This is a genomic window from Lentzea sp. NPDC042327, assembly GCF_040647275.1.
Lineage (GTDB): Bacteria > Actinomycetota > Actinomycetes > Mycobacteriales > Pseudonocardiaceae > Lentzea.
Window position 1 is genome coordinate 484,751 of sequence record NZ_JBEZBX010000002.1, and the last position, 16,777, is coordinate 501,527.

Consider the following 16,777-nt stretch of genomic DNA (forward strand, 5'->3'; position numbering starts at 1 on the left):
CCATCGTGTGGCTGAAGAACTGTGACGCACTGTTCCTTGTGGACGATCAACAAGACGGAACAGTTGTCTTCGTGCGGGGGTGTGTCGCAGATGAGTCACCGTGAAGAGCCGCGCAGTGGCCGTGGGTGCTTCGGGGCCGTGGTCGTCGTCCCGTTCCTGGCGCTCACCGGCATGTTCGCACTGATCGCCCTGACGGGGTCGCCGGAGGAAGCCCCTCTGGCGGCCCCGCCGGCCACCAGGCCCACCTCGCAGTGGTGGACCGAGCCGTTCGACGCGCTCACCACCTCCACGATCACCGAAACCGTTGTGGTGCAAGGGCAGGCGCGTGAGCTGAAGGGGGCGCCGCCGGCGACGCGGACGCGGGTGGTGGGCACGACGGTGACCGAGACCGTGCGGGTGCCGGTGTCCTCGTCCAAGCCGTCGGCGGTGGGGCGGAACGAGGAGCCCGATGTGCCCGGGGACGAGGACTCTTCGGTTTCGCCGTCTACTTCGGACAGCTCTCGGCCGGTGGTGACGTCCAGCGTGGTTCCGCCGCCGCCGCCTTCTTCTGCGTCGGTGGTTCCTTCGGAGGCGACGGTGCCGTCGTCGGCTCCGGGAAGGGCACGCCCCGGTTCTGCCGCAGACCCCGGCCGGCCGTCCGCCTCAGCGAGCCGCCGCAACCAGGCCTGACTACGGCATGCTGGCCCGTGCGTACGCGTCAGCCCCGCTGAACACGTTCTGCCCGTACTCCACGGAGTTGTTGTAGGCGAGCACGGCGGCCCACCAGCCGGCACCGGTGCCGAGGTCGCGGGCACCGCCGCCGCACAGGTAGCGGGCCGCGGTGAGGGCGGCGTCGTCGATGTTCTGCGGGTCGGCGGGGAGGCCGTCGGGGGTGGCGCGTTTGGCCCAGCGGTTCCAGGTGCCGGGGATGAACTGCATCGGGCCCACCGCGCGGTCCCAGGTGGTGTCGGTGTCCAGGCGGCCGCCGTCGGTGTCGTGGATGGCCTTGACGCCGGGGGAGCCGTCCAGGGGGATGCCGATGATCGGGCGGGAGGGCAGGCCGTTGTCCTGGAGGCGGGCCCCGTTGATGTTGCCGTGGTGGGACTCGATGCGGCCGATGCCCGCGAGGGTGGCCCAGGAGATGCGGCACGCGGGGGCGTCGCGTTGCATCGTCAGGTCCGCGTTGGCGTAGGCGTGCAGGGCGCGGGCCGGGATGTCGGTCTTCGACGCCACGCGGGTGGCCCACTCGGTCAGCGGGCTGTCGCCGGTGGCGGGGTTCGGGGCGACGGCGTTGCCGGGGGCGGCGGCGCCGGGCTCGACCTCCTGGAGGGGGACGAGGAACGGCGGCGGACCGAGGGGGGCTGCGGAGCGGCGGTTCAGGGCGCCCAGGCCCCACGCTCCTGCTGCCACGACCACGATCAGCAGCAGCACCAGGACGATGCGGCCGAAGATGGCGGCGTTGCGCGAGCGGCTTCGGGGTGCGGACGGCGGGACCACGAGACCCAGGCTACGTGCTCCCGGCAAGCGGGTGGCTGCGTGAACCGTGATGCAAACGGCACTGTCGGCGGCTGGACATACAGGTGAGCCTTACCTAAATTCAGGCCGATCTAATTCACGGAGGCGTCGGATGCTGTTCGCAAATGGCCTGATCGGGCTGCGGGAGGGGCTTGAGGCCGCACTCGTGGTGAGCATCCTGATCGCATTTCTGGTTAAAACGGACAGAAGGTACGCGCTGAAGTGGGTCTGGGTCGGCGTGGTGACCGCGCTGGTGCTTTCCGTGACGGCGGGGGCGGTCATCACCTTCGCCGGTGCGAGCATGACCTTTGAGCAGCAGGAAGCGTTCGGCGGGACGATGTCGGTCATCGCGGTCGCGTTCGTCACGGGAATGATCTTCTGGATGCGGCGCGCCGCCAAGACGATCGCGGCCGAGCTGCGCGGCAAAATGGACGAAGCGCTCAACGTCGGACCGCTCGCGGTCGTTGTCGTGTCCTTTTTGTCGGTTGCCCGGGAAGGGCTCGAAACCGCCGTCTTCTTCTATTCCAGCGTGCAGGCCGCAGGTGGGGGAACGACGCAGCCGCTGATCGGGTTCCTCGGCGGGATCGCGGTGGCGGTCGCCATCGCCGCCGGGCTCTACGCGGGGGCCATCCGGTTCGACCTCGGCCGGTTCTTCACCGTCACGGGCGTGCTGCTCGTCTTCGTCGCGGCCGGGGTGCTCAGCTACGGCATCCACGACCTGCAGGAGGCGGCGATCCTGCCGGGGCTCGACACGCTCGCGTTCGACATCAGCGACGTGCTGCCGGAGGACTCCTGGTACGGCGCGCTGCTCAAGGGCTTCTTCAACTACTCGCAGCGGACGTCGGTGCTGCAGGCCGTCGCGTGGGTCTCCTACGTGGCGGTCGTCCTGTCCCTCTTCCTCGTCCGGCCGCGCGCTCGCGCGGCCGCCTGAACAGATCACTGGAGTTGCCGTGCGGAAGGCAGCAGTCGTCCTGGGCTCACTCGTGGTGCTGGCCGCCTGCGGCAGCACCCCGGAGAACGCCGCGAGCGGCGCCATCGCGGTCGAGGCGAGCGACAGCGCGTGCAAGGTCGCGAAGACCGAGGCGGGGACCGGCAACGTCGCGTTCGAGGTGACGAACAAGGGCACCAAGGTCACCGAGTTCTACCTGTACGCGGAGGGCGACCGCATCCTCGGCGAGGTCGAGAACATCGGCCCCGGCCTCACCCGCAAGCTGATCGTCGAGGTCACCGAGGCCGGCAAGTTCCAGACCGCCTGCAAGCCCGGCATGAAGGGCGACGGCATCCGCGGCGACTTCACCGTCACCGGTGACGCCAAGAAGTCGACCGACGGCGACGCGCTGCTGGCCGAGGCGACGAAGAGCTACCAGCGCTACGTCTCCTCGCAGGCCGACCAGCTGCTCGTGAAGACCGAGGAGTTCGTGGGCGCCGTCAAGGCCAAGAAGGTCGACGAGGCCAAGGCCCTGTACCCGGTGTCGCGGATCTACTGGGAGCGCATCGAACCGGTCGCGGAGAGCTTCGGCGACCTCGACCCGAAGATCGACGGCCGCGAGGACGTGATCGAGGAGGGCATGGCCTTCACCGGCTACCACCGCCTGGAGAAGGACCTGTGGGCGTCCGGGTTGCAGGCCGACTCCGACAGGATCGCCGACCAGTTGCTGGCCGACGTCAAGGAGATCGTGGGCAGGGCCAAGGCCGTCGAGCTCACGCCCGTGCAGCTCGCCAACGGCGCCAAGGAGCTGCTCGACGAGGTCGCCACCGGCAAGATCACCGGCGAGGAGGACCGCTACTCGCACACCGACCTGTGGGACTTCCGGTCCAACGTGGACGGTTCGCAGGCCGCCGTCGCGGCGCTGCGACCGGTGGTGCAGCAGCGGGACGCGGCCCTCGTGTCCACGCTGGACGAGAAGTTCAAGGCCCTCGACGAGGCGCTGGAGAAGCACCGCAGGGGCGACGGGTTCGCGCTGTACACCGAGCTCTCCCAGGACGAGGTCAAGGCGCTGGCCGAGGCCGTCGACGCGCTGGGCGAGCCGGTCAGCAGGGTCGCCGAGGTGGTGTCGGCCAAGTGAGCGGGGTGTCACGGCGCAGGTTGTTCGGGTACGCGGGCGCCGGGGTGGCGCTCGCGGGGACCGGTGCGGCGGCCGGCGCGTTCGCCGTCAGGGCGGCGCCGGAGGCCGAGAACGCCGCGGCGGCGCAGGTGCCGTTCCACGGCGACGTCCAGGCGGGCATCACCACGCCCGCGCAGGACCACATGCACTTCGTCGCGCTCGACGTGAAGACGAAGAACCGGGCCGAGCTCGTCGACCTGCTCAAGCAGTGGACGCGGGCCGCGGAACGGATGACCGCGGGCCAGGAGGCCGCCGAGAACGGTGCCGTCGGCGGCAACGCCGACGCCCCGCCCAAGGACACCGGCGAGGCGCTCGGTCTCCCGGCCTCCGCGCTGACGCTGACGATCGGCTTCGGCCCGTCGCTCTTCGACGACCGGTTCGGGCTGGCCGGTCAGCGGCCGGAGGCGTTGATCGACCTCCCGCGGTTCCCGAAGGACGACCTCGACCCGGCCCGCAGCAACGGCGACATCTGCCTCCAGGCCTGCGCGAACGACCCGCAGGTCGCCGTGCACGCCATCCGCAACCTGGTCAGGATCGGCTTCGGCCGGGTCGCGGTGCGCTGGTCGCAGCTCGGGTTCGGCCGCACGTCCTCGACCACGCGGGCGCAGGCCACACCGCGCAACATGTTCGGGTTCAAGGACGGCACCCGCAACATCAAGGCAGAGGACACCGACCTGCTGCGCGACCACGTGTGGGTCGCGGAGGGCCCCGAGTGGATCCGCGGCGGCACCTACCTGGTGACCCGCCGGATCCGCATGCACGTCGAGATCTGGGACCGCACCTCGCTGAACGAGCAGGAGCAGATCGTCGGCCGCTCCAAGGGCGAGGGCGCCCCGCTCGGGCAGGCCCGGGAGTTCGACGAGCCGGACCTGCACGTCAAGGGCGCGGGCGGGGTGCCGCGGATCGGCGAGCTCGCCCACGTCCGGCTCGCGTCGCCGGAGTCGTTGAACGGCGCCAGGATCCTGCGCCGCGGCTACAACTTCACCGACGGCTCCGACGGGCTCGGGCACCTCGACGCCGGCCTGTTCTTCGTGGCGTTCAACCGGGACTCCCGTACGGCGTTCGTGCCGATGCAGCAGGCGCTGTCCACAAAGGACAAGATGATGGAGTACCTGGAGCACACCGGTTCCGGGCACTTCGCCGTGCCCCGCGGCGTGCAGCCGGGCGGCTACTGGGGTGAGGCGCTGTTCCGGTAGGCGGTGCTCAGCCCGGCCGGCCGCCGCCCAGCGCCAGCCTGGCCTTCACCTCGCCGAGCGCCTCCTGGTACTCCGGCGACGGGTTCATCGCGACCGCCATCCGCAGCTGCGCCAGCGCCTCGGTGAGCCGCTGCTGCCGTTGCAGCGTCTTGCCGAGCGCGAACCGGGCGTAGTGGTCGCTCGGGTCGAGGTCGAGGACCTTGCGGAACGCCTCCTCCGCCCGCCGCAGCTGCGCGGTCCCGAGGTAGGCGCGGCCGGCGAGCAGCTGCACGGACGGCGCGTCCGGGGCCTCGTCCAGCACCTGCCGCAGTTCGCGCAGCGCGTCCAACGGCCGCTGCTGGCCCAGCAACGCCTCCGCCCTGCGGAAAGCTTCGAAGGTGCCGTCCGTCATTCGATCAACGGTACCCACCGCGGGCGGGTTCTTCGACTGCCGTCCGGGCGACAGAACTCGAAAGGGGTGGTCGCGGGGCGTCGAACCCGCTGCGCGAGCGGGACACCTCAGTCCGATTCGGACGTGCCGGCACCGGCCGGCAGGCTCGCTGCCATCCTGCGCACCGCCGTCGTGAGGATCTCCGGCGAGGTCGCGAGGTTCAGCCGCACGAACCCCGCCCCGCCGGTGCCGAACGGGACGCCGCAGTTCACCGCCACCCGCCCGTGGCGCAGGAACTCCCCGGCCGGCCGGTCGCCGAGCCCCAGCCCGCGGCAGTCGAGCCACGCCAGGTACGTGCCGGGCGCCGGTTCGTAGCGCACCCCCGGCAGCTCCTCGGCCAGCAGCGCGGCCAGCACCCGGCGGTTCTCGGTGAGGCCCGCCAGCACCGCGTCCAGCCAGTCGCCGCCGTCCCGGTACGCCGCGGTGTGCGCGAGGACGCCGACGTGGCTGGGCCCGTGGCCGACCTCCTCCGGCAGCCGCGCGAGGTCACCGGCCGCTTCCGGGCCCGCGATGGCCAGCGCCGCCTTGAGCCCGGCCAGGTTCCACGCCTTCGACGCCGACATCAGCGACAGCGCGTTGCCCGACACGCTCAGGTACGGCACGAACCGCACACCGGGAGCCACGAGCGGCGCGTGGATCTCGTCCACGACCACCCGCACGCCGTGCCGTCCGGCCAGGTCCGCGACGGCGGCCAGCTCGTCGGCGGTGTGGACGGTCCCGGTCGGGTTGTGCGGGCTGCACAGCAGGTACGCCGCACCCCGTCCGGCCCGGTCGAAGGCCTCCTCCAGCACGGCGAGGTCGATCCGCCCCGCCGGGTCCAGCGGCGCCTCGACCACGCGCCGCCCCATCGACGTGACGAACTGGTAGAAGGGCGGGTAGACCGGGCAGTTGACCACGACCGGCGCGTCCGGTGCCGACACGAGCCGGAGCATCTCGACGACGCCCATCATCACGTCGGGGACGATCGCGGTGCGGTCGACGGCTGGCTCCCAGTCCCAGCGCTCGCGCGCGAACCCGGCCAGCGCCTCGGCGTAGGCGCTGCCCTCGGGGTAGCCGGTGTCGCCCAGCGCCACCGCGTCGGTGACCGCCCGCGCGACCGGCTCGGCCAGCAGGACGTCCATCTCGGCCACCCACACCGGCAGCACGTCGGGCGGGTAGTGCCGCCACTTCATGCTGGTCCGCTGCCGCAACTGGTCGAGGGTGAGCTCGCGCAACGGGTTCATGCCGCAAAGCTAGGAGAGATCGCGCAGGAGGTGTTTGCTTTCTTTGCTGCATGAGCGCTGAGGACAGGCCAGGATGTGCGAATGGACGCCGTGGACCGCAAGATCCTTGCCGAGCTGCAGCGCGACGGCCGCATGACCGTCACCGACCTCGCCCACCGCGTGCAGCTCAGCGTCTCCCGCTGCCAGCGCCGGCTGCGCGAGCTGGAGCACCGGGGCGTGATCCGCGGCTACCGCGCCGTGGTGGACGCGGCGGCGATCGGCTTCGGCTTCGAGGCGCTGGTGTTCGCGAAGGTGCGGCTGGAGTCGCTGGACGACTTCGACGACGCGCTCGCCGGGGTGCCGAACGTCGTGGAGGCGCAGCGGTTGTTCGGCAGCCCCGACTACCTGCTGCGGGTGGTCACCGCCGACCTCGCCGACTACCAGCGGTTGTACGAGGGCACGCTGGCCCGTTTGCCCGGTGTGCGCGGGCTGACGTCGACCATTGTGATGAAGCAGGTGGTCGAACCGCGCCCGTTGCCGTGAGCCGGGAAGCGGGGAATGCGCGGGGGCGTTGTGCCGTTGCATGAGCCTGCGCTTCTCACTGATGGGTCCAGTACGAGCCTGGCGAGGGGACGAGGAGGTCGACCTCGGCCCGCGGCAGCAGCGGGCCGTGCTGGCGGCGCTGCTGCTGAACAACGGCATCCGGTTGAGCAACGACCAGCTGATCGGGATGGTCTGGGACGACCCGACGCCGAGCGCGCTGACGGCGTTGCGCACGTACACGTACAAGATCCGCAAGGCCCTGCCGGAACTGGACCTGAGGTCGAAGGACGGCGGCTACACCGTGCGCGCCGAGCTCGTCGACGACTGCCGCGGGGAACCGCTGGAAGGCCTGACCGGCACGTACTTCGAGGCGCAGCGGGTCAGGCTCGCGCAGGAGCGGCTCAAGGCCCGCGAGGACTGGCTCGAACGCGAGCTCGACGTGCTGGAGCTGCAGAAGCACGTGGCCGCGAACCCGTTGCGGGAACGCCCGCGTGCGCTGCTGATGCACGCCCTCTACCGCGACGGCCGGCAAGCCGAGGCGCTGGACCACTACCACCAGGCGCGCGCACTGCTGAACGACGAGCTGGGGCTCGAACCCGGTCCCGAGCTGCGCAAGGTCCACGCCCAGATCCTCACCGGCGACCTGCACCTGCCGCGCAAGCCCGAGCAGCTGCCCCCCGACCTGCCCGACTTCACCGGGCGGGCCCAGGAGATCGCGCAGGCGCTGCGGGTCCTGCCCGGCACGGTCGGCATCACCGGCATGCACGGCAGCGGCAAGACCGCGCTGGCCGTGCGGATCGGCCACCTGGTGAGGCACCGGTTCCCCGACGGGCAGATCGTCGTGCGCGGCAAGGACGTCGCGACCGAGCTGCTGCGCGCGGTCGGCGTCGAGAACCCGGCAGGCGACCGGGCCGCGCTGTGGCGGGAGAAGGCGCGCGGCAAGCGGTTCCTGGTCGTCGTCGACGACGTCACCGACGCGGCGTCCGTGCGCGACCTGCACACCCCGGGTTCCGCGCTCGTCCTGACGAGCGTGCGCAGGCTGAACGAGCTGCCCGCCGTCACGTGGGTCAGGACCGCTGGCCTCACCGAGACCGAGGCGCACGAGTTCTTCCGCAAGGTCCTCGACCCGCGGCGGATCGACGCCGAACCGGAGCGCGCGGCCGAGGTGCTGGCCCGCGTCTCGCACCTGCCGAACCCGATCAGGGTGCTCGGCGGCAAGCTGTCCTCCCGACCGCGGTGGACCGTCGAGATGCTGCAGCTGCAAATGGAGCGGGAGAGCAGGCTCGGCACCGCCGTCCCGTCCGACTGCCGGGCCGTGCTGGCGCCGCTGGACAAGGCCGCGCTGCAGCTCACCGACGAGGAACGCCACCTGCTGCGCCTGCTGGCCCGCCAGGACCGGGACGTGGTCACCGTGTGCGAGGCGGCCGAGCTCTACGGCGGTGACGTGGCGTGCATCGAGATGCTGCTGGAGTCGCTCGCCGACGTGCACCTGATCGAACCGGTGGTGCTCGGCTGCTACCGGCTGCCGCGGTTCGTGCAGCTGTACTTCGGACTCCGCACACCCGTCCTGACCAGCTGATTCATCCGAAATTCACGGCTCGACCATCCGGCTGCGCCAAATTTGTGGACATGTCAACCAAGGAACTCGCAGGCAAGAAGGCACTCGTCACCGGAGCCACCTCGGGCATCGGCCGCGCGATCGCGGTCAGGCTCGCGGAGGCGGGTGCCACCGTCTACCTCACCGGTCGCCGCGCCGAGCTGGGCAAGGAGACCGTCGAGCTGGTCGAGAAGGCCGGCGGCACCGCGCACTTCATCGTCTCCGACGTCGGCGACCTCGACGACGTCCGCAAGCTCGCCCAGGAGGTCGGCGAGGTCGACATTCTGGTCAACAACGCGGGCATCTTCCCGTTCTCCTCGACCCCCGAGCAGTCGGTGGAGACCTACGAGCAGGTGTTCGACGTGAACGTGCGCGGCACCTACTTCCTCACGGCCGCACTCGCCCCGGCGATGGTCGCGAAGAAGAAGGGCGCGATCATCAACATCTCGTCCATCGGCGCTGCTGCCGGCAACGCGGTCACGAGCGTGTACAGCGCCTCCAAGGCCGCGGTGGACGCGTTCACCCGCTCGTGGGCCGTCGAGTTCGGCGGGCACGGCGTCCGCGTCAACTCGGTGGCACCCGGCCCGGTCCGCACCGACGCCGCGGTCGTGCAGGCCGGTGAGGTGTTCGAGGAGTTCAGCGCGCAGCTGCCGCTGGGCCGCGTCGGCGAGCCGGAGGAGATCGCCGACACCGTGCTGTTCCTCGCGTCGGACCGGTCCAGCTTCGTGACCGGCGTGGTCCTCGCGGCCGACGGCGGCTACCTCGCGAGCTGAGCGAGCACGGGGGACAGGGACGAGGGCGACTCGACGTGCACGTTGTGGCCCGCGCCGGTGAACACCACCGGCTCGGGCACCAGCTCCTCCAGGTGCTCCCGGGGGCTCATCGGGTCGTTCTCCCCCGCCGCCAGCACCACGTGCGCCTGCGCGGCCATGACCAGCCCGGCCATGTCCGGGCGGCCGACGCCGAACGCGCGCATGTCCAGCGCGGGCGCCCAGCCGCCGTCCACCTCGGTCACGCCGTGCCGCAGCGGCACGCCGGCCATCTTCGCGGCGCGGTCGGCGGCCTCCGCCTCGGTGCCGAAGACCTTGGCGGGCTTGGCGGCGAGCGCGGCGGCCTTGGCCAGCTCCTCGTCGGTCCACCGCACCTTGACCCCGACGCCGACCGCGGTCGTGACCTCGACCCCGAACCAGCCGCTCGCCAGCGCCAGGCCGACCACACCGCCCAGCGAGTGGCCGATGACCGTGACGGGCTCGCGAGGGATCACGGTCGCGACGGCGGCCGCGAGAGAGCCGAACGAGTACCGGTCGAGGGGCGCGCTCCTGCCGTGACCGGGCAGATCCGGCACGAGCCAGCTGCCGTGCCAGTCCGCGACGACCTGCTCCCAGACCTCACCGGTGGCACCGAGGCCGTGCAGCAGCACCAGCAGCGGTCCGTTCCCGCCACGTTCGACATGGAGCACGTCAGAATCCTGTTCTATGCGTACCGATGCCGAGCTGATCCTCGACCCGGACACATATACCTCCGGTGTCCCGCACGACGCACTCACCCGGCTGCGCGAAAAGAACGTGGTGCGCATCGACGACTTCTGGGCGGTGTTCCGGTACGACGACGTCAAGACGGTGCTGCGCTCGCCCGGCGTCTTCTCCTCGCACCGCGGCGCCACGCAGATCCGCGACCCGCGGCCGGACGACCTCGCCTACGTCCAGCGGATGATGCTCAACCAGGACCCGCCGGAGCACTCGCGGTTGCGGCGCATGCTGACCGGGGCGTTCACCCCGCGTGCGGTCGCGCGGCTGGAGGAGGGGATCCGGGAGAACGCCCGCCGCATCGTCGCCGAGCCGTCCGGTGACTTCGCCGCCGACGTCGCCGACCTGCCGCTGCTGACGCTCGCCGACGTCTTCGGCGTCCCGCGCCAGGACCGCGCGCTGCTCTACGACTGGAGCAACCGCGTGATCGGCTTCCAGGACGCCGAGTACGCCCTGTCCTCCAGCGACACGACCGGGATGACGGACATGGCGCTGGCGGCGCTGGAGCTGCGTCCCGACGACGGCCGTGACCCGCGCGCACGCAACGGCATGCCCGACCTCTACGCCTACGCGCACGCGTTGGGCGAGCACAAGCGTGCGCACCCGTCGGACGACGTGATCAGCAACCTCATGCGCGAGGACCTGTCGATCGAGGAGTTCGAGAACCTGTTCTGGCTGTTCTCCGTGGCGGGCAACGAGACCCTGCGCAACGGCATCCCCGGCGGCCTGATCGCCCTGCTGGAGCACCCCGGCCAGTACGACCGGCTGCGCGCCGACCGGTCGCTGCTCGGCACGGCGGTCGAGGAGGTGCTGCGGTGGTGGACGCCGGTGATGCACTTCCGCCGCACGGCCGTCCGCGACACGTCGCTGTCGGGCGTGGAGATCAGGGCGGGGGACAAGGTCGTCGTGTGGTTCTCGGCGGCCAACCGGGACGAGCGCGTGTTCACCGACCCCGGCCGGTTCGACGTGGGCCGCCGCGAGGCCGACCACCTGAGCTTCGGCCACGGCCCGCACTTCTGCCTCGGCGCGCAGCTGGCCCGCACCCAGCTGCGCGCGGTCTTCGAGGCGGTTCTGGACCTGCCCGGCCGGCTGCGGCTCGACGGCGAGGTCGTCCGGCTGCGGTCGAACTTCCAGAACGGCGTCAAGCACCTGCCGGTGTCGCTGTCGTAGCCGTGTACGGCACCGGGGCGCGTCTGGCACGATTCAGTAGACCGGCTCCGGCGGCCCGCTGTGATCTGACGGTGTCGAGCCCCGGTCGGTCACCTGGCCCAAGTAGGCTCGTCGCGAGACGAGACGCAGGAGAAACAGGGAGCGCAAGTGGCGGTCATCGAGCAGGTCGGAGCACGCGAGATCCTGGACTCGCGCGGCAACCCCACCGTCGAGGTCGAGGTGGCGCTGGACGACGGCACGCTGGAGCGCGCCGCCGTTCCGTCGGGTGCCTCGACCGGTGAGCACGAAGCGGTGGAGCTGCGCGACGGCGACGCCAAGCGGTACCTGGGCAAGGGCGTCGAGCGTGCGGTGACCGCGGTGCTCGACGAGATCGGCCCCGAGCTGGTCGGCATCGAGGCCGTCGAGCAGCGCGTCGTGGACCAGAAGCTCGTCGACCTGGACGGCACCCCGGACAAGGGCCGCCTGGGCGCCAACGCGATCCTGGGCGTGTCCCTCGCGGTCGCGAAGGCGGCGGCGACGAGCTCCGGCCTGGAGCTGTTCCGCTACATCGGCGGACCGAACGCGCACGTGCTGCCGGTCCCGATGCTGAACATCCTCAACGGTGGCTCGCACGCCGACACCGACGTGGACATCCAGGAGTTCATGATCGCGCCGATCGGCGCGGAGACGTTCCGCGAGGGCCTGCGCTGGGGCGCCGAGGTCTACCACGCGCTGAAGTCCGTGCTGAAGAGCAAGGGCCTCGCCACCGGCCTGGGCGACGAGGGCGGCTTCGCCCCCAGCCTCGGCAGCAACCGCGACGCGCTCGACCTGATCCTCGAAGCCATCGAGAAGGCCGGCTACCGCGCCGGCCGCGACATCGCGCTCGCGCTCGACGTGGCCGCCACGGAGTTCTTCTCCGACGGCGCCTACACGTTCGAGAAGAACAAGCGCTCCGCCGAGCAGATGATCGGCTACTACTCCGAGCTGGTCCGCGACTACCCGATGGTCTCCATCGAGGACCCGCTGTCCGAGGACGACTGGGACGGCTGGGTGCAGATGACCGCCGAGCTGGGCGAGAAGGTCCAGATCGTCGGCGACGACCTGTTCGTCACCAACCCGGAGCGCCTGGAGGAGGGCATCTCCCGCCGCGCCGCCAACGCGCTGCTGGTGAAGGTCAACCAGATCGGCACGCTGTCCGAGACGCTGGACGCGGTCTCGCTGGCCACCTCCTACGGCTACAAGTCGATGATGTCGCACCGCTCGGGCGAGACCGAGGACACGACCATCGCCGACCTCGCCGTCGCGACCGGTGCCGGCCAGATCAAGACCGGTGCCCCCGCCCGCGGTGAGCGCACCGCGAAGTACAACCAGCTGCTGCGCATCGAGGAGAGCCTCGGCGACGCCGCGCGGTACGCGGGCGAGCTGGCGTTCCCCCGGTACACGCCGGAGGGCTGACGCATGGCTGAGCGCGCGCGCCGACCACGCCGCCCCCGTGCCGAACGGGAGGCGCGGCCCACCCGCGCGCGCAAGCCACCCCGTCCGAAGGGCCCCGCCCGCCGTTCCGACGGCACGGGCGGCGCCTTCGGGATGACTGGCACGCGGCGGGCCGCGATGTTCGCGATGGTGCTGTGCGCACTGGCGTTGAGCATCGCGGTCCCGCTGCGGACCTACCTGTCCCAGCGCGACGAGCTGCGCGACGCGAACGCGGAGTCCGACAAGCTGCGCGACCAGGTCGCCGCGCTGGAGCACCGCAAGGCGCAGCTGAACGACCCGGCGTTCGTGGAGATCGAGGCGCGCAAGCGGCTGCACTGGGTGCGGCCGGGCGAGACGCCGTACATCGTGCAGCTGCCGGGCGACGAGAACCGCAACACTGAATCGGAGCGTCCGTCGGGCAAGCCGTCGGCGAACCAGTCTTGGTACGAGGAACTTTGGCAATCGGTGACGCACAAGTAACTGCTGCTGACCTGGAAGTGGTCGCGAAGCAGCTGGGCCGGACGCCGCGCGGAACCCGCGCGATCGCGTCGCGGTGCCCCTCGGGACACCCGAACGTCGTGCAGACGCACCCGCGCCTGCCGGACGGGACGCCGTTCCCGACGATGTTCTACCTGACCTGCCCGAAGCTGAACTCCCTGGTCAGCACGCTGGAGGGCAACGGGCTGATGAGGGAGCAGACCGACCGGCTCGCGGAGGACCCCGAACTCGCCGCCGCCTATCAGCGCGCGCACGAGTCGTACCTCGCGGAGCGGGACGCCCTCGAACCGCTGGGCACCCAGGTCACCGCGGGCGGCATGCCCACGAGGGTCAAGTGCCTGCACGTGCACGTGGCCCACTCGCTGGCGAAGGGCCCCGGCGTCAACCCGTTCGGCGACGAGGCGCTGGCGGTCCTGCGCGAGCAGGCCCTGTGGCCGGTCGGTGACTGCGCGGCCGGTTAACGGTCAACGGAACCGAACAGGCGCTTCACTCCGTCTTGGGTACACCTGGGCTCGCGAGTGAGGCAGGCTGGGACCAGGGCAGCGAGGGGGCGCACGCCGTAACTGTCGGACGGCGCGCCGCGATGACGCACGAGAGGTGAGTATTCGTGGCAATGGCCAAACTGCGCGGTCCCGCGGCCCTGTCAGCCCGTCACAAGGGCTTCGCCGTGGCCGCACTGGCTGCCATGCTCGCGCCGGCGCTGATCGTGGGCACCAGGCTGGTCGACTGGGTCAACCTCTCCAAGCACACCGACATCGCCGTCTCCCTGGGCCCTGCCGACGTCTTCGGCGCCCTGCGGCGCGACCCGTCCGAGCTGGGCGCGACCGGCCGCCTGCCGTTGTCCGACGAGCTCAGCGCCGCGCTGCTGCTCGACCTGGAGGACGGCGACCTCGACGACCTCGACAACGACCCCGGCGTCATCGAGGACTTCCCCGGCGACCACGGCATCCCCGGCGTCGTGCTGGAGGCGTACCTGCGCGCCGAGGACAAGATGGCCACCATGGTCCCCGGCTGCAACCTCGACTGGGCCCTGCTCGCGGGCATCGGCAAGGTCGAGTCGAACCACGCCAACAACGGCCGCGTCAACGCCATCGGCGACGCCACCCCGAAGATCCTCGGCCCGGTCCTCAACGGCGCCCCCGGCATGGCCGCCATCCGCGACACCGACGGGGGCCGCCTCGACGGCGACGCCACCTGGGACCGCGCCGTCGGCCCCATGCAGTTCATCCCCGGCACCTGGGCGGGCTACAGCGCCGACGGCAACGACGACGGCGTCATCAACCCGAACAACGTCTACGACGCCGCCCTCGGCGCCGGCCGCTACCTCTGCGCGGGCGGCGGCGACCTGTCCCAGCCCTCCGCCCGCTCGGCCGCGATCTTCCGCTACAACAACTCGAACTCCTACGTCCGCACGGTCCTGCAGTGGGCCAAGCAGTACACCGACAACGTCGACACGCTGCCCCTGCTCCCCGACACCGGCAACAACGTGCAGAACCCGACGCCGGGCAACCCCGGTGACCCCGGCAACTCCGGGAATCCGGGCAACCCCACCACGTCGACCCCGCCGCCGTCGTCGTCCTCGAACCCGTCGACCCCGCCGTCGTCGTCGAACCCGTGCACGCCGCCGCCGACGACCTCTTCTTCCGCGCCCTCGTCGTCCACGCCGCCGTCCTCCTCGTCCGCGCCGTCGTGCCCGCCGTCCTCCTCGACGCCGCCGTCGTCCTCCTCGTCCACCCCGCCCTCGTCCTCGAACCCGCCCGCCCAGGAACCGTCGAACCCGCCGGCCGGGTCGTCGAGCCAGTCGCAGGGGACGACCACGCGGGTGGAGCCGACGACGACCGTCGAGCCGACCACTGCGGTGACGACGACGGCAGCGGCCAGCAGTGTCGTGCCGACCACGGGGGCGAGCGGTCCGGTCATGAGCACGACGACCTGATCCGTTGTCCCACTCCACCCTCGCGCTGCGCGCGGTCGAGGCCGGGTACTTCGAGGACCACGAAGACGAAGAGGCGATCGAGGTCGCGCTCACGGGGCTCGACGAGAGCGGACTCCGCCGGTCGTTCTCGTTCCAGCGGTCCTCGTACGACGAGCCGGACGAGCAGGACGTCGAAGTCGGCCTGGACTCCTACTGCGTCGTGACCGAACGCGGCCGCACCTGCTACGGGTGCCTGACCGCGGTCGGGTTCGGCACCGCGCGGCTCACGCTCGACTTCACCGCTGAGGATGCGGCAGCCCTCGACATCGCGACCCGCGTCGAGCTCGACCTGAGCGGCGTGGACCAGGACGTGCTCGCGGAGAAGCTGTGCAACGTCCTCGACTGGGGCGCGCAGGCCAAGCGGCCCGCCATCGTCGTCACCCCGTAATTCGTGCGGCGCCACCGGTGTTCCTTGGCAAGGTGTGACCGTGCGCCCTGACTACCCGATCAAGACCGACCGCCTCCTCCTGCGCCCCTTCACCCCGGCGGACCTCGACGACTACGCGGCTTACCGCACCGATCCCGAGGTCAACCGCTACCTCCTCACCGTGGTGACCGACCGCGCCGGGACCTCCGAGCTGCTCGCCAGGAAGGCCGCCCAGACCGAGCTGACCGGCGACGGCCAGGGGCTCTCCCTCGCCGTGCACTGGCCGGAGGCGGGGCGGGTGGTCGGCGACGTCGTCCTCAAGTGGCTGAGCGAGGAGCACCGGCAGGGCGAGATCGGGTACGTCTTCAACCCCGAGTTCCAGGGCAGGGGACTCGCGGGCGAGGCGGCGGGGGCGTTGCTGCGGTTCGGGTTCGAGGAGCTCGGGCTGCACCGGGTCATCGCCAGGGCCGCCCCGGGCAACGAGGCGTCGTGGCGGGTGATGGAACGGCTCGGGATGCGCAGGGAGGCCCACTACCGGCAGAACAGGGTGGTCAAGGGGGAGTGGGCCGACCTCTACACCTACGCGGTGCTCGCACAGGAGTGGCGGGCACGCCGCTGACACCGGAAAACCAGGAGGCACCGCCGGTGTTCCTTGGCAAGGTGTGACCGTGCGCCCTGACTACCCGATCAAGACCGACCGCCTCCTCCTGCGCCCCTTCACCCCCGCGGACCTCGACGACGTCCACGCCTACCGCCGCCTCCCCGAGGTCGCCCGCTACCTCTACGACGAGGCACTGACCCGCGACGAGACCGCGGAGAAGCTGCTCAGGTGGTCGGCCATGGACGAGCTCACCGGGGACGGCCAGTCGCTCGCCCTCGCCGCCGTGCTCGACGGCACGGTCATCGGCGAGGTCGACATCAAGTGGCTGAGCCGGGAGCACGCGCAGGGGGAGCTGGGGTACATCTTCAACCCCGAGTTCCAGGGCAGGGGGTACGCGCGGGAGGCGGCCGAGCAGATGCTCCACCTCGCCTTCGAGCAGGTGCGGCTGCACCGGGTGATCGCGCAGTGCGACCCGCGCAACGAGCCGTCGTGGCGGTTGATGGAACGGCTCGGGATGCGCAGGGAGGCGCACTTCCGGCAGAACGAGGTCTTCAAGGGCGAGTGGGGTGACCTCTTCGTCTACGCCATGCTTGCCGAAGAACACCGAAACGAGGAGTGAGC

General features: G+C 71.1%; 19 protein-coding genes. 15 read left to right on the plus strand and 4 right to left on the minus strand.

The features are described 5' to 3' along the window. Positions 1-36 precede the first annotated feature (36 nt). On the plus strand, positions 37-669 hold the full coding sequence (locus tag AB0A63_RS06170; protein ID WP_360385879.1) for a hypothetical protein: 633 nt from the start codon (positions 37-39) through the stop codon (positions 667-669). Here AB0A63_RS06170 and AB0A63_RS06175 read toward each other — a convergent pair whose 3' ends face one another. Further along, positions 670-1,476: a murein transglycosylase gene (locus AB0A63_RS06175; RefSeq protein ID WP_360385881.1), complete on the minus strand. Its 807-nt coding sequence runs from the start codon at positions 1,474-1,476 to the stop codon at positions 670-672. Positions 1,477-1,606: 130 nt separating this feature from the next. Here AB0A63_RS06175 and efeU point away from each other — a divergent pair, with 130 nt between their 5' ends. Genes efeU through efeB form a run of 3 tightly spaced genes read left to right on the plus strand, consistent with a single transcriptional unit; the run spans position 1,607 to position 4,795 of the window. After that, positions 1,607-2,425 carry an iron uptake transporter permease EfeU gene (efeU, locus tag AB0A63_RS06180; protein WP_360385884.1) on the plus strand — a complete coding sequence of 273 codons (819 nt, stop codon included), beginning with the start codon at positions 1,607-1,609 and terminating at the stop codon, positions 2,423-2,425. A gap of 19 nt (positions 2,426-2,444) precedes the next feature. Then, positions 2,445-3,560, plus strand: coding sequence for an iron uptake system protein EfeO (gene efeO, locus AB0A63_RS06185; RefSeq protein ID WP_360385886.1), 1,116 nt, complete (start codon positions 2,445-2,447; stop codon positions 3,558-3,560). Next, positions 3,557-4,795: an iron uptake transporter deferrochelatase/peroxidase subunit gene (gene efeB, locus AB0A63_RS06190; RefSeq protein ID WP_360385888.1), complete on the plus strand. Its 1,239-nt coding sequence runs from the start codon at positions 3,557-3,559 to the stop codon at positions 4,793-4,795. The genes efeO and efeB overlap by 4 nt, the downstream gene beginning before the upstream one ends. A 7-nt stretch (positions 4,796-4,802) precedes the next feature. On the opposite strand, the gene AB0A63_RS06195 is transcribed toward efeB, so the two are convergent. Together AB0A63_RS06195 and AB0A63_RS06200 are read right to left on the minus strand one after the other, a co-directional pair. Beyond that, a complete protein-coding gene (locus tag AB0A63_RS06195) occupies positions 4,803-5,186 on the minus strand; it encodes a tetratricopeptide repeat protein (protein WP_360385890.1) in 384 nt (127 codons plus the stop codon). Positions 5,187-5,293: 107 nt separating this feature from the next. Beyond that, positions 5,294-6,448: a MalY/PatB family protein gene (locus AB0A63_RS06200; RefSeq protein WP_360385892.1), complete on the minus strand. Its 1,155-nt coding sequence runs from the start codon at positions 6,446-6,448 to the stop codon at positions 5,294-5,296. 81 nt (positions 6,449-6,529) lie between these two features. On the opposite strand from AB0A63_RS06200, the gene AB0A63_RS06205 reads away from it, so the two are divergent. The 3 genes from AB0A63_RS06205 to AB0A63_RS06215 all read left to right on the plus strand — a co-directional run bounded on the left by AB0A63_RS06205 (position 6,530) and on the right by AB0A63_RS06215 (position 9,340). Beyond that, positions 6,530-6,970, plus strand: a complete 441-nt coding sequence (locus tag AB0A63_RS06205) for an Lrp/AsnC family transcriptional regulator (RefSeq protein WP_360385894.1) — start codon at positions 6,530-6,532, stop codon at positions 6,968-6,970. Positions 6,971-7,031: 61 nt separating this feature from the next. Beyond that, the gene (locus tag AB0A63_RS06210; protein WP_360385896.1) at positions 7,032-8,549 is read left to right on the plus strand and encodes a BTAD domain-containing putative transcriptional regulator; all 1,518 of its coding nucleotides are present in this window, start codon (positions 7,032-7,034) and stop codon (positions 8,547-8,549) included. 50 nt (positions 8,550-8,599) lie between these two features. Further along, positions 8,600-9,340 carry an SDR family oxidoreductase gene (locus AB0A63_RS06215; RefSeq protein ID WP_360385898.1) on the plus strand — a complete coding sequence of 247 codons (741 nt, stop codon included), beginning with the start codon at positions 8,600-8,602 and terminating at the stop codon, positions 9,338-9,340. Here AB0A63_RS06215 and AB0A63_RS06220 read toward each other — a convergent pair. Then, positions 9,325-10,026 (minus strand): alpha/beta hydrolase, encoded by a 702-nt coding sequence (locus tag AB0A63_RS06220; RefSeq protein WP_360385900.1) that lies wholly within the window; start codon positions 10,024-10,026, stop codon positions 9,325-9,327. The two genes, AB0A63_RS06215 and AB0A63_RS06220, sit on opposite strands and share 16 nt — an antisense overlap. Before the next feature lie 16 nt (positions 10,027-10,042). Here AB0A63_RS06220 and AB0A63_RS06225 point away from each other — a divergent pair, with 16 nt between their 5' ends. The 8 genes from AB0A63_RS06225 to AB0A63_RS06260 all read left to right on the plus strand — a co-directional run bounded on the left by AB0A63_RS06225 (position 10,043) and on the right by AB0A63_RS06260 (position 16,775). Next, positions 10,043-11,263 carry a cytochrome P450 gene (locus AB0A63_RS06225; protein ID WP_360385902.1) on the plus strand — a complete coding sequence of 407 codons (1,221 nt, stop codon included), beginning with the start codon at positions 10,043-10,045 and terminating at the stop codon, positions 11,261-11,263. 147 nt (positions 11,264-11,410) lie between these two features. After that, positions 11,411-12,697, plus strand: coding sequence for a phosphopyruvate hydratase (gene eno / locus AB0A63_RS06230; RefSeq protein WP_360385904.1), 1,287 nt, complete (start codon positions 11,411-11,413; stop codon positions 12,695-12,697). 3 nt (positions 12,698-12,700) lie between these two features. Beyond that, on the plus strand, positions 12,701-13,195 hold the full coding sequence (locus AB0A63_RS06235) for a septum formation initiator family protein (RefSeq protein ID WP_360385906.1): 495 nt from the start codon (positions 12,701-12,703) through the stop codon (positions 13,193-13,195). 17 nt (positions 13,196-13,212) lie between these two features. Beyond that, positions 13,213-13,674: a DUF501 domain-containing protein gene (locus tag AB0A63_RS06240; RefSeq protein ID WP_360385908.1), complete on the plus strand. Its 462-nt coding sequence runs from the start codon at positions 13,213-13,215 to the stop codon at positions 13,672-13,674. A gap of 152 nt (positions 13,675-13,826) precedes the next feature. After that, positions 13,827-15,149: a lytic murein transglycosylase gene (locus AB0A63_RS06245; RefSeq protein WP_360386673.1), complete on the plus strand. Its 1,323-nt coding sequence runs from the start codon at positions 13,827-13,829 to the stop codon at positions 15,147-15,149. Positions 15,150-15,153: 4 nt separating this feature from the next. Next, entirely contained in the window at positions 15,154-15,576 is a 423-nt protein-coding gene (locus tag AB0A63_RS06250; RefSeq protein ID WP_360385910.1) for an Imm10 family immunity protein, read from the plus strand. Positions 15,577-15,616: 40 nt separating this feature from the next. Continuing rightward, positions 15,617-16,174 (plus strand): GNAT family protein, encoded by a 558-nt coding sequence (locus AB0A63_RS06255; protein ID WP_360385912.1) that lies wholly within the window; start codon positions 15,617-15,619, stop codon positions 16,172-16,174. 49 nt (positions 16,175-16,223) lie between these two features. Further along, complete coding sequence (locus AB0A63_RS06260; protein ID WP_360385914.1) at positions 16,224-16,775, plus strand: GNAT family N-acetyltransferase; 552 nt, start codon at positions 16,224-16,226, stop codon at positions 16,773-16,775. Positions 16,776-16,777 lie beyond the last annotated feature (2 nt).

What these genes read in the sequence shown, in the direction of transcription:
- AB0A63_RS06235 (WP_360385906.1), top strand. Translation starts at nt 12,701, where the DNA reads ATGGCTGAGCGCGCGCGCCGACCACGCCGCCCCCGTGCCGAACGGGAG.
- AB0A63_RS06200 (WP_360385892.1), bottom strand. Translation starts at nt 6,448, where the DNA reads ATGAACCCGTTGCGCGAGCTCACCCTCGACCAGTTGCGGCAGCGGACC.
- AB0A63_RS06225 (WP_360385902.1), top strand. Translation starts at nt 10,043, where the DNA reads ATGCGTACCGATGCCGAGCTGATCCTCGACCCGGACACATATACCTCC.
- AB0A63_RS06210 (WP_360385896.1), top strand. Translation starts at nt 7,032, where the DNA reads ATGGGTCCAGTACGAGCCTGGCGAGGGGACGAGGAGGTCGACCTCGGC.
- AB0A63_RS06245 (WP_360386673.1), top strand. Translation starts at nt 13,827, where the DNA reads ATGGCCAAACTGCGCGGTCCCGCGGCCCTGTCAGCCCGTCACAAGGGC.
- AB0A63_RS06195 (WP_360385890.1), bottom strand. Translation starts at nt 5,186, where the DNA reads ATGACGGACGGCACCTTCGAAGCTTTCCGCAGGGCGGAGGCGTTGCTG.
- efeU (WP_360385884.1), top strand. Translation starts at nt 1,607, where the DNA reads ATGCTGTTCGCAAATGGCCTGATCGGGCTGCGGGAGGGGCTTGAGGCC.
- AB0A63_RS06205 (WP_360385894.1), top strand. Translation starts at nt 6,530, where the DNA reads ATGGACGCCGTGGACCGCAAGATCCTTGCCGAGCTGCAGCGCGACGGC.
- AB0A63_RS06215 (WP_360385898.1), top strand. Translation starts at nt 8,600, where the DNA reads ATGTCAACCAAGGAACTCGCAGGCAAGAAGGCACTCGTCACCGGAGCC.